13 protein-coding genes are annotated in these 14,681 nt (G+C 43.4%); 9 read left to right on the plus strand and 4 right to left on the minus strand.

Annotated features, from left to right (window positions below):
* Positions 1-434: 4Fe-4S dicluster domain-containing protein (locus tag EQO05_RS14025; protein WP_205793829.1), on the plus strand; the 434-nt coding region annotated here is incomplete at its 5' end.
* A gap of 128 nt (positions 435-562) precedes the next feature.
* On the opposite strand, the gene EQO05_RS14030 is transcribed toward EQO05_RS14025, so the two are convergent.
* Positions 563-1,129: a flavin reductase family protein gene (locus tag EQO05_RS14030; RefSeq protein ID WP_128507556.1), complete on the minus strand. Its 567-nt coding sequence runs from the start codon at positions 1,127-1,129 to the stop codon at positions 563-565.
* Between the two features lie 929 nt (positions 1,130-2,058).
* Here EQO05_RS14030 and EQO05_RS14035 point away from each other — a divergent pair.
* From EQO05_RS14035 to EQO05_RS14045, 3 genes are all read left to right on the plus strand, one after another.
* Positions 2,059-2,544 (plus strand): Ig-like domain-containing protein, encoded by a 486-nt coding sequence (locus EQO05_RS14035; RefSeq protein ID WP_240664731.1) that lies wholly within the window; start codon positions 2,059-2,061, stop codon positions 2,542-2,544.
* Between the two features lie 468 nt (positions 2,545-3,012).
* Positions 3,013-3,354, plus strand: coding sequence for a hypothetical protein (locus EQO05_RS14040; protein WP_128507558.1), 342 nt, complete (start codon positions 3,013-3,015; stop codon positions 3,352-3,354).
* Positions 3,351-3,890 (plus strand): Ig-like domain-containing protein, encoded by a 540-nt coding sequence (locus EQO05_RS14045; RefSeq protein ID WP_240664733.1) that lies wholly within the window; start codon positions 3,351-3,353, stop codon positions 3,888-3,890. Before EQO05_RS14040 ends, EQO05_RS14045 begins: the two co-directional genes overlap by 4 nt.
* A 231-nt stretch (positions 3,891-4,121) precedes the next feature.
* On the opposite strand, the gene EQO05_RS14050 is transcribed toward EQO05_RS14045, so the two are convergent.
* From EQO05_RS14050 to EQO05_RS14060, 3 genes are all read right to left on the minus strand, one after another.
* On the minus strand, positions 4,122-7,823 hold the full coding sequence (locus EQO05_RS14050) for a hydantoinase B/oxoprolinase family protein (RefSeq protein WP_128507560.1): 3,702 nt from the start codon (positions 7,821-7,823) through the stop codon (positions 4,122-4,124).
* Positions 7,824-8,015: 192 nt separating this feature from the next.
* Positions 8,016-9,146 carry a type I restriction endonuclease gene (locus EQO05_RS14055; protein WP_128507562.1) on the minus strand — a complete coding sequence of 377 codons (1,131 nt, stop codon included), beginning with the start codon at positions 9,144-9,146 and terminating at the stop codon, positions 8,016-8,018.
* A 257-nt stretch (positions 9,147-9,403) separates the two neighbouring features.
* The gene (locus tag EQO05_RS14060) at positions 9,404-9,985 is read right to left on the minus strand and encodes a DUF2121 domain-containing protein (RefSeq protein ID WP_128507564.1); all 582 of its coding nucleotides are present in this window, start codon (positions 9,983-9,985) and stop codon (positions 9,404-9,406) included.
* 264 nt (positions 9,986-10,249) lie between these two features.
* Here EQO05_RS14060 and EQO05_RS14065 point away from each other — a divergent pair, with 264 nt between their 5' ends.
* From EQO05_RS14065 to EQO05_RS14085, 5 genes are all read left to right on the plus strand, one after another.
* Positions 10,250-11,158, plus strand: a complete 909-nt coding sequence (locus EQO05_RS14065) for a pirin family protein (RefSeq protein WP_128507566.1) — start codon at positions 10,250-10,252, stop codon at positions 11,156-11,158.
* A gap of 353 nt (positions 11,159-11,511) precedes the next feature.
* Positions 11,512-11,910, plus strand: a complete 399-nt coding sequence (locus tag EQO05_RS14070) for a hypothetical protein (RefSeq protein ID WP_164888574.1) — start codon at positions 11,512-11,514, stop codon at positions 11,908-11,910.
* Between the two features lie 19 nt (positions 11,911-11,929).
* A complete protein-coding gene (locus EQO05_RS14075; RefSeq protein ID WP_128507568.1) occupies positions 11,930-12,136 on the plus strand; it encodes a helix-turn-helix transcriptional regulator in 207 nt (68 codons plus the stop codon).
* Between the two features lie 294 nt (positions 12,137-12,430).
* On the plus strand, positions 12,431-13,171 hold the full coding sequence (locus tag EQO05_RS14080) for an ABC transporter ATP-binding protein (protein ID WP_128507570.1): 741 nt from the start codon (positions 12,431-12,433) through the stop codon (positions 13,169-13,171).
* Positions 13,172-13,262: 91 nt separating this feature from the next.
* Positions 13,263-14,648 carry a COG1361 S-layer family protein gene (locus EQO05_RS14085; protein WP_128507572.1) on the plus strand — a complete coding sequence of 462 codons (1,386 nt, stop codon included), beginning with the start codon at positions 13,263-13,265 and terminating at the stop codon, positions 14,646-14,648.
* The last annotated feature ends 33 nt before the right edge of the window (positions 14,649-14,681 follow it).

Genomic DNA, 14,681 nt, shown 5'->3' on the forward strand with positions numbered 1-14,681 from the left:
CCCAGATTGAAGAAAACCTGAAGATTGCATCCGAAGCCTACCCTGATACCCTGACCGAAGCCGAAATACAGCTTGTGAAGCGAGTGGAGCAAAAATACCGGGAACTTATGAAAACAGGCTGTACAGGCTGTAGATACTGTTTACCCTGCCCTTCAGGTGTGGATATTCCCGGGTGCTTTGAAATTTATGATAATTTCTACCTGTCAGGCAATGAAAAAGAAGCGAAATTGATGTATGCGGCAAAGCCTGGCGCGATAATAAGAGGCGGCGTTCTCGGCTACGCTTCCCAGTGCGTGCAGTGTGGACAATGCGCTGAAAGATGCCCGCAGCACCTTGATATCCCTTCCCTTCTTGAAGCCGTTGTGGAAAAATTTGAGGGAAAAGACCACAGGGGATGGAGAATAATTGCGAAAAAGGCTTTTGGGAAAGAGTAAAAAGGCAACTGGAAATGCGCAAGGGCGGTTGGAAGAATAAAGGACAGATGACATAGCACGGATATTTATAGCCTGTTAATTAATTAGCCCCTGGATATAACCGCCCCATCTTTCTTATTCCATTTAGTTCAGCATTCCTTCCCTATCGAAAAAGCCTTTCCGATATTACACCCGATGCTATAGTAGCTCCGGTTTCCGGTACCGTATATAATCGGACGGATTTTCTCAATATCCGGGTTCTTATTTTCGTCAAGCACGGATTCTTCGGCTTTGATATCCACGATTTCTCCTACAAAGAGGGTGTGAAGCCCTATCTCAAGAGTATGCAGAAGTTTGCATTCGAGGACAACCGGGAACTCTCCTACGTAAGGGGCGGGCACGATTTCGCTCCTTACAGGGGTGAGACAGGCTCCTTCAAACTTGTTTTCATCCCTGCCGCTTGCCATACCAAGGTAATCGGTTTCTTTTACATAGTCTTCGGACGGGATGCTTACGGTAAATGCCTTATTTTCTATGATCCCGGCATAGCTGTAAGTTGCCTTTCTTAAGGATACGCTGATACATGGAGGGTTCGAGCAGCAGATCCCTCCCCAGGCTACGGTCATGGCATTTGGTATTCCGTTCATATCATAGGTGCCTACGACCCAGGTCGGCGTCGGAAACGCCTGTGGCTTTGCTCCTATTGATTGTTTCATGCTTTTAGTTTCATTTCGATAATACAAAAAGGTTTTTCGACCCGGATCACACCTATCCTATCTACTACTCTCCCTTTCCATTCTTCCGATATTTTATATTATTGACAGCAGGCAAAAGCAAAGTATCGTTTATTTAAAATGTATATTTTGCGGCTATTATATATATTACGGATAATATAAACAGAGGTAGCATGTGAGAAACATGCGGTTTAATTCAAAAGCGCCGGTAAGCTATTTTCCCGGTCAGGGTTGATGAATATTCATTATTCCGGCGGGCATCGAGTCTCCGTCCAGGGGAAAACCGGGGAAGAAAGGAATAGGTTACGGAAACTCAAGATTATTGTAATTGTATTTGAAGTACAGGTTACTGTTGCAGTACTGTTTACAGTTACAAAGAACTCTAAGAAAAAAGTAAGATTAAGGTTGAACAGGTTACCACTGTAAGTAGTTAACAAATGGGGGGTATAAACATAAAACTAAAGAAAATGCATGTAGTTGGCGGTTTATTAACAGGGACAGCTGCCGGGATTTTAGCTGGCTTGACTGCCGGACTTGTGGTTATGTATATTTACGATCGGTATATCCATGAGAAAGAAGTACACAAAAAAGTCATATCCGCTTCTAAGAGGACTCTTAAACCACATAAATGCCTCATAATAAAATAAAGGGCATTCAGATGGATGTACTGAGTCGAACGTGCTGTCAAATTAAACTAACTTTTAATTCTTTTCCTGCTCAGGACTGGTAAATATTTATTATTCCAGTAAGTATCCATCCTTCAGCCAGGAAATGCAGTCACAACTAATGCTTTTAAAGCCTGTAAAATTAAGGCTGAGTCCGTAATATGTTGTGGGGGTATAAAACTGACAAAGAAGCACACACCTGGTGGTCTGATAACGGGAGCAGTTGCTGGAACCGTTGCCGGAGTTGTGGCGGGTTTGGTTGCCGGAATTACAATGAGATATACTTACGATAAGGTAGTTCGTGAGAAACAAATTCATAGAAAACCCAAAACCACTCCCGGGAGAGCGTTTAAACGCCGTCCGATTCCTGCTACAGTCAAGGCTGTTTACCCGGACAGGCAAACTTTATCTCATAACCTCAAATCCCCGATCTGGGTCGAATTCGATGCGCCTATGGACAGTTCTACTATCACGAAGGATACGGTTATAGTTAAAAATTCAGTCTCCGATAAACCTGTAGACGGTTTCCTTGATGCAGGTGACAGGATTCTGATGTTCCGGCCATATGCAAACTATCCTATGGAAAATGGCGGAGCCAGAGTCTCCATTACTTTAATAGGAACCGATTCCGGATCGGGAGCTATCACCGATACAAAAGGCGTTCCCCTTGATGGAGACAACGATGGAAAAGCGGGGGGAGATTTCGAATATAAATTCAATATCGTGAGATGAAGAAACTCCACAAAAAATCTTTTAATTTTTTATTTTAATTCTTTATTTTAATTCTTTATTTTAATTCTCTATTTTAATTTTTTATTCATATAATAATTCCTCCTTTTACTTCTCTTTTATTACGAATTTTTTCCACAGGCGCAGGACAGGGCTGTAACTTTCAAACCGGAGAACCGTTCTTTGCTACTTGCCTCAGAATTTTTCCTTCCGTACTTCGGTTTAATTTTTAAGTGCATTTTTATTTACTTCCTCCTGTGTGCCGGATCTCGCGCCTGTTTAAAACTATAACAAATATATAAATAGTCTCGAAGTCAGTATAAAATAATTTAATCCCTTGTATAGTTGCCGTTATATAATATGCAAGCTATAGGATAAATACAGGAGTATTAAATCCACTACTCTCCTTTCCGGGTAAAAATTATAGAATTCGGGGGATGTCCGGTAAGGGAAAAGCGAGGGGGTGTAAGATTGCTGAATATAAGCAAATACGGTAAGTTAGCGCTGAGTGCATATGTGATGAAGAAAATGAAATCAAGGAGCAGGGGTACGTTGCGTAAATATGCCAAACTGGCCCTCGGGGCGTATCTCATTAATCAACTCAAGTCAGAAAAACCTGAAAAAGAAATCGAATACGAATTTGAACCTGAAGAAGAGATAATATTGAGTGAACCAGCCGAAGTTGAAGCAGCTCATGGGCCTTCAATGAAAATAGGTAAAATAGTTCTTGGTGTGCTTGCTGGCGCTACAATTATATACGCACTTAAGAGACAGGCTGCTAAAAAGAGTGGACACGGAATCGAAGTAGAGTGAGCCTGAAGGAGGGTATAAGCCTGTACAAAATAAATAAATGGTGTAAACTCCTGCTGGGGGCGTTTGCAGGAATTGCCATTATATATGCCTCTAAAAAACACATATGTTATGACAGGTTCCTTCCAGAAGCTTTAAAATCCTTTTCCATGCCATTCAAGCGCGGACAGGCTCCTCCAAGGGTTAAATCCATCTATCCTGACAGGCAGACCTTTGCTTTCAGGCATGATTCCCCTATCTGGATCGAATTTGATATGCCTATGAATAACGCAACCATCACGAAAGAAACCGTAATAGTCAGAAGTTCTGCATCGAATGAACCTGTTGACGGCTTGCTTGACACAGGCTCCAGAATGCTGATGTTCCGTCCTTATGACGAATATCCTGCGGGGGAATCAGGCGCTGAAATTACAGTCACCTTAATTGGAAGCGAAACCGGATCAGGATTCATAATGGACGAGCGCGGTATTGCTCTTGATGGGGATGGAAACGGAAAGCCCGGAGGAGACTTTGAATATACTTACAGAATTATAAAGTGAAGTCAGGTGTGAAGTAAAAAGGTTTGCCTTCCGAAAAAAGCCTTTTTAACTTCTTATATTTTGACCTACTTTCCATTTTAATTTCTTATATTTTTTTATTTTATCTTATTATTTTTTATTCTACTCTATTATATTTTTATTTTATTATTTTTATTCTATTCTATTCTATTCTATTATATTCTATTCTATTCTATTCTATTCTATTTTGTTTTATTTTATTTTGTTTTATTTTTAGTTTTCCTGGGTTCCCTTCTCGCCATATCCTCCACCGCCCGGGGTTTCGATCACAAAAAGTTCACCGGACTTCAGCACAATTTCAGCCTGCCCTCCTATTTCGAGAACACTGCCGTCCCTGCGGATAAGCATATTTTTTCCGCACTTTCCGGGCATTCCGCCTTTGAGCCCGAAAGGAGGGAGTTTCCTGTGGCTTGAAAGAATGGCGGCATTCATATCCTTCAGGAACCTGAGTTTACGGACAACCCCATTCCCACCCCTGAATTTGCCATCTCCGCCGCTTCCTTCCCGGATGGAAAACTCTTCAAGCAAAACCGGAAACCTTGTTTCGAGGATTTCAGGGTCGGTAATCCTTGAATTGGTCATGTGCGTGTGAACGGCATCCGTTCCTGAAAATCCGGGGCCTGCCCCTGCACCTCCGCAAATGGTTTCATAGTACTGGAGGTCGGCATTTCCGAAGGTGAAATTGTTCATCGTACCCTGGGAAGCCGCAAGCGCGCCAAGGGCTCCGAAAAGGGCATCAACAATATACTGCGAGGTTTCAACATTTCCTGCAACAACCGCAGCAGGGGGTACGGGTTTTAGCAGGGAACCCTCAGGGATGATAATCTCAAGCGGCATCAGGCAGCCTGCATTGAGAGGAATGTCACTTCTTACAAGCGTCCTGAACGCATAGAGCACGGCAGCGATGCAAACCGAAGCGGGAGCATTGAAGTTATTCGGAAGCTGAGGAGAAGTACCTGTAAAGTCGATTCTGGCACCCCTGTTTTTGCGGTCGATTGTAACTTTCACCCTGATTGCACTTCCGTCATCAAGTGAATAGATGAATTCCCCGTTTGCGAGCCTGTCAATAACTCTTCTGACCGCTTCCCCGGCGTTATCCTGTACATAGCCCATATAAGCTTTAACGGTTTGAAGGGAAAATTCCTCAACCATCCTGCCCAATTCGGAAAGCCCCTTCTCATTTGCTGCGGTCTGCGCGCGGATATCAGCAATATTCTGGTCAGGATTTCTTGCGGGATATTCTCCCGAGTCCAGCCAGGCTTTCAGCTTTTCCTCACAGAACCGACCCTGTTTTACAATTCTCATACCCTCGCTCAGCACTCCTTCTTCCGAGATGTTTCTGCTGCCCGGCGGCATGGAACCCGGGCTGATTCCTCCTACATCGGCATGATGACCTCTGGATGCGAGGTAGAACAGGATTTCCCCTGAACTTCCAAACATCGGGGTAACAACCGTGATATCAGGCAGATGGGTTCCTCCGTGGTACGGGGAATTGATCAGATATACATCCCTTGCACGCATTTCCTTTAATTGTGTCCGGATAAGGGATTTTACGCATTCTCCCATTGAGCCCAGGTGCACAGGGATATGGGGCGCATTTGCTATAAGGTTCCCCTGCCCGTCAAAAACGGCGCAGGAGAAGTCCAGCCTCTCCTTTATATTTACCGAGTGTGCGGTATTCTGCAGGGTGAATCCCATCTGCTCGGCAACTGACATGAACCTGTTATTGAAAATCTCTAGCATTACAGGGTCGACACCGGTCCCTATAGCTGTACTGGCAGGAAGCGGAAGATTCCTTTTAAGGAAAAGATGGTTACGTTCAGTAATTACTCCTTCCCAGCCGGGTTCGAGAATAATGGTCGTGTTTTTCTCGATAAGTATAGCAGGCCCGAGTATGCAGGCTCCGGGTTTGAGCTCTTCTCTCTGGAAAACCGGGGTCGTGTGAAACTCCCCGTTGCTGTACATCCGGACTCCGGCGACAGGAGAGATAACAGGATGTTCTTCCCTTTCCAGTACAGGATCAAGAACTTTCTCATTAATTCCGATGGTTTCTACGGAAACGGCTTCAATAATCAAGGCTTTGCCCTCCATCACAAATCCGAAACGCTTCCTGTGGGCTTCCTCAAACTCCTCCCTGAGAATATCCCTATCCGCAAAATCGACAACCAGCTGTGTATCCGAGCCCTCATAACGCATATGCACTTTGTAGAGCGCAGCAATTTTATCTTCCTGCAGTCCCTGTTCGCGCATGAGCAGGCGGCTTTCTTTCTCAAGCCCGGAAAATACTGTTTTTAAATGCTCTACCAGCGTATCTGAGAGTTCGCTGCCTGCATAGTGTTCTTTTATCAGCCTCCGGTCTGCAAACCCCATGCCGTATGCCGAGAGCACGCCTGCGTACGGATGAATGAAAATGCTTTCGATCCCGAGGCTGTCTGCAACCCTGCAGGCATGCTGGGCAGCAGCTCCTCCGAAGCAGCAGAGAGTATATTCTTTTACGTTATACCCTCTCTGGACCGAGATTTTCTTGATAGCATTTACCATATTCTCAACCGCAACCGAAAGGAAACCCTCGGCTACCTGTTCAGGCGTCCAGGTACTATTTCCGCTTTCACTTTCACCTGAAACCTTTTCCGCAAGCTCTGCGAATTTCCTGCGCACAATTTCAAAATCAAGCGGCTGGTTGGCATCAGACCCGAAAATCGGCGGGAAAAATTCGGGCTGCAATTTCCCAAGCATGACATTACAATCCGTAACCGTAAGCGGTCCACCTTTTCGGTAGCAAGACGGCCCCGGCTCCGAACCTGCCGAATCGGGACCAACCCTGAACCTGCCTCCCTCGTAGTGAAGTATGGAGCCTCCGCCTGCTGCAACCGTATGGATACGCATCATTGGAGAACGCAGGCGCACCCCTGCAATCTCGGTTTCAAGACTGCGCTCGTATTCCCCGCTGTACTGGGCTACGTCCGTAGAGGTGCCTCCCATATCGAAAGTTATGATCTTCCCTGCTCCCGCCATTTCCGAAGTTGCAACCGCCCCGACAATTCCCCCTGCCGGACCGGAAAGGATACAGTCCTTGCCCTGAAATGTTGCGGGGTCCGTAAGCCCCCCGCTGGACTGCATGAACATGAGCCTGGGGCTTTTTATTAATCCCGGATCTCTACCTCCCCAGCTAGCTTTATCAGTCCCATTTCCGCTTTCTTTTCCTCCCCCTACATCTCCCAGGGATTTTTGCACCACATTGACGTACCTGCGGAGCACAGGAGAAAGATAGGCATCCACGACTGTCGTTTCCCCCCTGCTTACGAGTTTTATTAACGGGCTTGCCTGATGGGAAAGCGACACCTGCGTAAACCCGATTTCCCTGGCAAGCCTGCCGAGTTTGAGCTCATGCTCGGGAAACCTGTACGCATGCATAAGCACGATTGCAGCCGAGTGGATTCCGGCTTCAAAAGCCGCTTCAAGCTCTTTTTTTGCATTTTTAAGGTCAAGGGCTGCAAGCTCCTCCCCGCCGGCTCCGACCCTGCCGGACACCTCGATAACTCTCTCATAAAGCTGTTCCGGAAGCTCAATCTTCTGAGCAAATATATCCGGGCGGTTCTGGTACCCGATTCTCAAAACATCCCCGAACCCCCGGTTTATAACAAGTACAGTCCTTTCCCCTTTCCGCTCAAGCAGAGCATTCGTGCCGACCGTTGTTCCCATTTTCACGGACTCTATAATTTCAGCAGGCAGCGGCGCATCTCCTGGCAGCCCGAGAATCTGCCGAATCCCATGCATGGCTGCATCCTTATAGTGACACGGATCTTCGGAAAGAAGCTTGTGCGTGATCAGTTTTCCATCAGGGCTGCGGGCAACGATATCAGTAAACGTGCCTCCGCGGTCTATCCAGAACTGCCATCCGGCTTTGGGGGACATGAAGGAGATAATTGTAGAGGTGGTATTAATTATTAATCGGGAGTTTTCAGGTTTTGAAGTTTTTATACAAGTTCCCTGCTTTCCTGATATATAATAACTACAAATGTATTTTATTGCTTTAGCCTTGAAGGTTTTTTGAGCTTCCAGCAAATGATATCAAAGAATTAAAAAGAGAAGGTGTTTTGAAAGAATTTAGTTTATACCCTCTACATCTAGTTTTTTATTATCGTAACTGCCAACTACAGTTTTCAGTTTGTCTGCATAGTCATATATGCAGTTTAAATCATCTATGGGAACTTTTTCTTCATCTTTATCTCCATTAAATAAGCCTAGATATTTTTGCTTAGTATTGAAATACATGCGGCAAATAGGTTTTCTGTTATTGTCATCTAATAACACACCGCAATAAGATTTCTTGTCTCTTATGGCAATCCTTTTTAGATCTAAGCTTTCACGAAGAATTGCCTTGATTATATAATATCCTTCTAACTCTTCTTCAGTTGTTGCGATTCTTTCTGAGTTATCATCTGAAATATCAGATGAAGGTGGCTCTTTGCCTTCTTTAAAACTTGAGGTTTGCACAGGTTCTATTGAATTAGGAGAAAGTGAATCCTCAGTCATTGCGAATTTTAACCTTTCATTTATCCTGTCATTGATAAACTGATTGAGAGCATTCTTAGTAAGAACAGTGAATCTTTCACGGACACTTTGAGTAAAAGGAGAGTTAGTCACCTTTTTAGTAAAATATTTAACAAACTCTTCAGAGGGAGAATTAATTTCATTAGCAAGTATCTGCTTGATTTCTTTTGTATATCTCAATTCACAGGCTACATTTGCCAAATCATCAATATTAAAAGACTCTTTCTTGAACCGCTTTAACTCATTTATCAAAGGTTCTTTGATATCTAATAAGTTTATCTCCAAAAATGCTTTATCATCCATTTTATTTGGAGCGTCAATATCTGTATAAAAACGATATATGATTCCATTTGTCAGGATTCCAATTTTTGCCTCACTTACGCTAAAATATCTGAATAGTTGAGAGGCGTATTCTTTATCAAGATCAGCGCCAATATTTTTACACTCTATCAGTATTATTGGCTTATCATCCTGAATAATAGCGTAATCAACCTTTTCTCCTTTTTTTGTTCCGTAATCTGTTGTAAATTCAGGAACAACTTCAGTAGGATCAAAAACATTGTATCCTAGTATGTCTAAAAGAGGCATTATAAGAGCATTTTTTGTGGCTTCTTCAGTTTTTATACTTTCAGATAACTTGGGAATTTTTGCAGACAATACTTTTATTTGATCTATGAAATCCATTATTTTCTACTCCTTTATAGAAAATTCATCAAGACCTAAAAGTATCATAGCATCTTTATAGATATATTTACTGATATATGCATATTTTATCATAATCTTTCGCTAATTCTTATAGTTACCTGGTGCTTCAATTGTTTCCTTCAAGTTTTTGAAGTAACTGAGATTAATTCTCAGCTATTAACTTATCAGATTGTTAAATTGAAAGACAGTAGTAGAAAACAAAAAAACTTTAGAAACGATTGTCTTTTTTTATTTTTTCACCCTTTCCGATCCTCTTCCACAGCCTTCAAAACATCAACACTCGACATTGTCTGAATCAAATAGAACTGCTGGCTCACAGATGCGGTTTTCCTGGCTGCGGTTTCCATGCAGAGCATGAGAATTTTTACGGCATCCTGAAAAGTGCTTTTTTTTGTCCAGTTGTCCTTGAAGCATTTATTGGCTACCTGCTTTGTGAATTCGTTTCCGAGGACTATTAAGGTGCTTCCCTTTGCGTGCGAGGTTAAGGTTAATTCGAAGTCTATGAGTTCGGCAATCGCGTAATTTCCGGCTGAGGCGTAAAGTCTTCGTTTTTTAACGACTCCGCCTTCGATTGAGGACACTTCGCCTGCCAGAACGCCGTTCCTTTCCGAGATTTTGCTCTTGCAGTCCGTGACCGTTATGCCGACCCCGAATTCCCTGGCTTTTTCTGCGAGTTCGCCGTCCGTGGCTATTGCCCCGCTGTAGAGCTCTTTTTCGAGCTTTTCCCGATCCGGCTTATCTCCTTCGAAGGTTATTTCCCGCAGGTCTCCGGTCATTACTGCACCGTTTTTCCCGATAAAAGCGATAACTAGGGTCATCTTTCAGGTTCCTTTGTTTCTTTGTTTTTATCTTTCTTGATTATTCCCTGTTTTTTATTTTTATATTTATTTCAGCTACCTTAAAGAAATCTGGCTATAGATCAGGATTGAGTTTTCATGCCATAAAAACCTATCAATTATATTCAACGTGAATCCATCGCGCCAACTTTATGTGGTTTTATAGCGCGTTTTCCAAAAAACCAAAATACCACGATCTTAATAGTAGGATAAGGGATCGAGAAATAGTTTTCATGTGGGGTAATTATGCTGTCCAATCCGAGAAGAATCCGAAAATTAATAAAAAGTATGCCGACTGTTGAAGGGGCAGGTGTACATATCAGGCGGGCTTTTGGGTTTCATCAGGTGCCTGAGCTTGATCCGTTTCTGCTTTTTGATGAGTTTCATTCCGCGAACCGGAAAGACTACGAGAGCGGATTTCCGTGGCATCCCCACAGGGGGATGGAAACTATAACCTATGTTATTGAGGGAGCGGTCAGGCATGAGGACAGCCTGGGAAATAAAGGGCTGATCGAAGCCGGAGATGTGCAGTGGATGACGGCGGGAAGCGGGATTGTCCATCAGGAAATGCCTGAAGGGGATGAAAAAGGGCACTTGTGGGGCTTTCAACTCTGGACAAACCTGCCGGCTTCGCACAAGATGATGAAGCCGCGCTACCAGGAAATCAAAAGCAATAGAGTTCCAGAACTTCTTATGGAAAAAGGGCTGAAAGTGAGGATTATTTGCGGGGACGTGAATGGGGTCGAGGGACCTGTAAAAGGAATCGTTACCGAGCCCGAATATCTGGACATAACCGTGCCACCGGGAGAGAAGTTCACCCACATCACGCTTCCGGGCTATACGGTCTTTGTATACGTAATAGAGGGAAAAGGTCATTTCGATAAGGGAAGAGAGCCGTGTGCTTTTGAAATTGAAGGCGGAAGATACCTCGACCCTGCCGAACACTGTGCAATAGGGCCGGAGTACCTGGTTCTCTATGGGGACGGAAATTCCCTGGAAGTGACTGCCGGGGATAAAGGCGTAAGATTCCTGCTTATTTCCGGAAAACCGATAGGTGAGCCAGTAGCCTGGTACGGACCGATCGTTATGAACACACAGGAAGAATTAAAGACGGCTTTTGAAGAGTATCGAAAAAACACGTTTATTAAACATTAATTTCCTGAATTCAGGCTGAAGTTCTTACATTTTTAAATTTATGCTTCCGGAACGCAACAGCTTACAAAGAATTTTAGCTTCTGCCAGGGCAGTTAGAATTCTATTAATTCTATTCCGAAATTTATTGCTCTTCAGTACTTTTGCTTCAGAGCACACAATGATGTTAATTTCTGATTGAAGATCCGTTTTTAACTGAAAATTCCTTTCATTACAAAGCTTTTAAATATTGGGGTATGTTATCTATATCTAACTAAATGTTAAAAATATCGAATAATTTGTTGTAAATAATAAACAAAACCTTGCAAAAGATTGTTTCACAAAAGATTGTTTCAGATTTACTGCGAGATGAGAGTATGGAAAAAAAATATCTGTATAAACTTGTTTTCGGAATAGCCTTAATGGCTGCCGGAACCTTATCTGTAGTCTTATCAGAAGTTCTTTTTGATATTGATATACTGATCCCGATTTTTCTGATCAATATGGGGCTGATTATTTTCATTGCCACAGTTTTCAGGCTTTTCAGGCGTGGGGACCTTCCTGACAGGGACGAGAGGACAAAAAAGCTGGCAGCTTACGGCATTACTTATTCCTGGTTGCTGACTCTTGTTGTTATCACGGTGCTATCTTGGATTCAGTATTTCGGGCTGGCCGAACTGACAGCAAACGGCGTGCTGGGTATAATTCTTTTCTTTATGATAATTTCCGCAAACGTTTTCAGGTGGTATTTCATGCGGAAAGGTGACATCGAGTGAGATTTCCGGAGGGTAAACCGTGAAAACAAGGATAAAGGAACTCCGGGCGAGGCATGACCTTACTCAGGAAGCCCTTGCTAAAATGGTTGGAGTCAGGAGAGAAACCATAGTCTTTCTTGAAAAAGGAAAATACAACCCTTCGCTCAAACTTGCGCACCGGATCTCAAAGTGTCTTAACACAACAATTGATGAACTATTTATCTTTGAAGATTCGGACCTCGAATAATTCCTGAAACATTTTTCCTTCGAAGTATCTTTACCGGTTCTTCCCCTTTTCTTAAAGAGAGCCTCGGATGTTCCCTGAATAAATTTTCTTAACTTCCTCTCCATAAGTCGTATATTTTCTGTAATATTTCTGTAATATTTCTGTAATATTTCTGTAATATTTCTGTAATATTTCTGTAATTATTTTGCAATTTTTCTTTACAAGTGAAATTCTTCTTTTAACATGAAGCATAAAGAAAATAAACTTTTAAACAATTAATTATATTTACATAAGTAAGTCATTCTGGAGAAAAATATGGAAAATACACTGATTGCCTTTCGGAACGTCTGGAAAACTTATCAGATGGGAGAAGTCCAGGTCAATGCCCTGAAGGCTGTAAGCGTAAAATTCAGGAAAGGAGAGTTCGCTGCAATAGTGGGGCCTTCAGGAAGTGGAAAATCCACAATGATGAATCTTGTGGGCTGCCTCGATATCCCTACAAAAGGTGAGATTTTCCTGAAAGGCCGGAACATAGCCTGGCTTGAAGAGTCGGATCTTGCAGCCCTGAGAGGCAGAACAATAGGATTTGTTTTCCAGCAGTACAACCTGATTCCCGGTATGACAGCCCTTGAAAACGTGCTTTTGCCCCTTGAAATCCAGGAAATTGACGATGGAGTTGCAGAAAAAAGGGCAAAGAAACTGCTTGCACTCGTAGGGCTTTCGGATAAAATCCAGCACAAGCCCTCTCAGCTTTCAGGCGGCCAGCAGCAAAGGGTCTCTATAGCCAGAGCTCTTGCCTGCAATCCCGAAATCATTCTCGCAGATGAGCCAACAGGTGCCCTGGATAGTGTGACAGGAAAAGAATTACTGGCAATGCTTCACCGGCTCTGGAAAGAGGAAGGTAAAACAATAGTCATGGTTACGCACGACCTGCACCTTGCGAGATATGCAAGGAGGCACATCGAGCTAAAGGATGGAAAAATTGTCAGAGACGGGATTAATGAAGAAAAGCTCGACCCCGAAATCCATTACGAGGTGCCGGAAACTGAAGCCTGAGAGGGAAAATATGAACTTTTCGGAAGTATGTGCCCTATAAAATCCTTCCGTATTTTTTTAGATTTATAAGACTAAAAGCTGAGGAATATAAATGAATCTTAAACTTACAGGTGTTATTTGCTTGCTCTTGCTGCTCTTTTCACTCATTCAACCTGTACTGGCTGAAGATACTCTCGACGATAAGAACAGCCCTCAAGATAATAGCGACTCTGAGGATGAGAGTGCAGGTCTGGGTCTTGACAAAGGCTTAACTGTCGACCTGCTCAACCAGGACCCGGATCCTGTAAAACCCGGGGACGTCCTTGAAGTCAGGCTTTCGATCCAGAATACGGGATATAAGGATCTGGAAAATTGTATCGTGGAAATAAAGCCCAATTATCCTTTCAGGGCTCTTGCCGGAGAGAAACTTGTACAGAACATAGGTACACTGGGAAAACGTTCTGAGGATAATCGCAGAAGGGTCGTGAAATTCAAGCTCGGGCTTGAGAACAGTGTCAATGCAGGCAAGTATCCTCTGAAGGTGTATATTTATACAAAAGGGAACGAAGATAGGCTTGCTCTTACTAAAGAACTCAACATAGAAGTTAACAGCGAATCAAACGCTGAAATCGAATATATCAGTGTTGAAAAAATGGTCCCTGGAAAGAAAACCAATCTTATTTTCGGTATAAAGAACGTGGGAAACTCTCCATTGAAAAATGCAATGTTTTCCTGGGAATGTACCGGGGATGTGATCCTGCCTGTAGGTTCCAGTAATGTCAAGCACATTAACCTTGTCGACATCGATGATACTGCCAATGTCAGCTTCGAGGTCCTGACGAACGTCAATACGAAGCCAGGCATGTATAAGCTGGATATGGTGCTTACATATGATGATATTGAAGAACTCAAGACTATCACGGAAGCGGGTACTGTAGATAACCAGAAGCGAAAAGAGATCAAAAGCAAGGCTGGGATCTATATCGGGGGCACCACGGAATTCGATATAGCATTTATGGAAAGAGGACCTGCCGGATCTTACACTTTTTCGGTTTCGAACATAGGAAATAATGGGGCAAATTCAGTTAAGGTTTCTGTACCCTTGCAGGCAAACTGGAGCGTTACGGACGGAAGCAACTCCGTAATGCTCGGGAACCTGCCAAAAGGAGATTATACAGTTGCCGAATTCAACTTGAAGCCAAAAGAGATGGGAAAAGACCTGCCAATAAAATTTGAAATAAGCTATACCTCAAATGACGGGATCAGGCAGGTCGAGGAAAAGCAATTGTCCCTCTATTCCGCGCCATTTACTCCCTCAGCCGAGCCTGATATGCCTCAGGAAGGCGACTCGGGATCATTTAAGTATAAAGCCGGATTCGCCATGCTTGCCTGTGTAGCGTGCGTTGTGGTTTATAAAAAGCATCAGAAAAAGAGAGAAGCAAATAGCGCGCAGGAAAGAGAATTTAACGAAATGGAATCCGAAGGTCCGGGCAGGTAAATCGAAAGAACGCTGAAACTGGAGCCTGTGTTC

It is taken from the genome of Methanosarcina sp. MSH10X1, from assembly GCF_004099695.1.
Lineage (GTDB): Archaea > Halobacteriota > Methanosarcinia > Methanosarcinales > Methanosarcinaceae > Methanosarcina.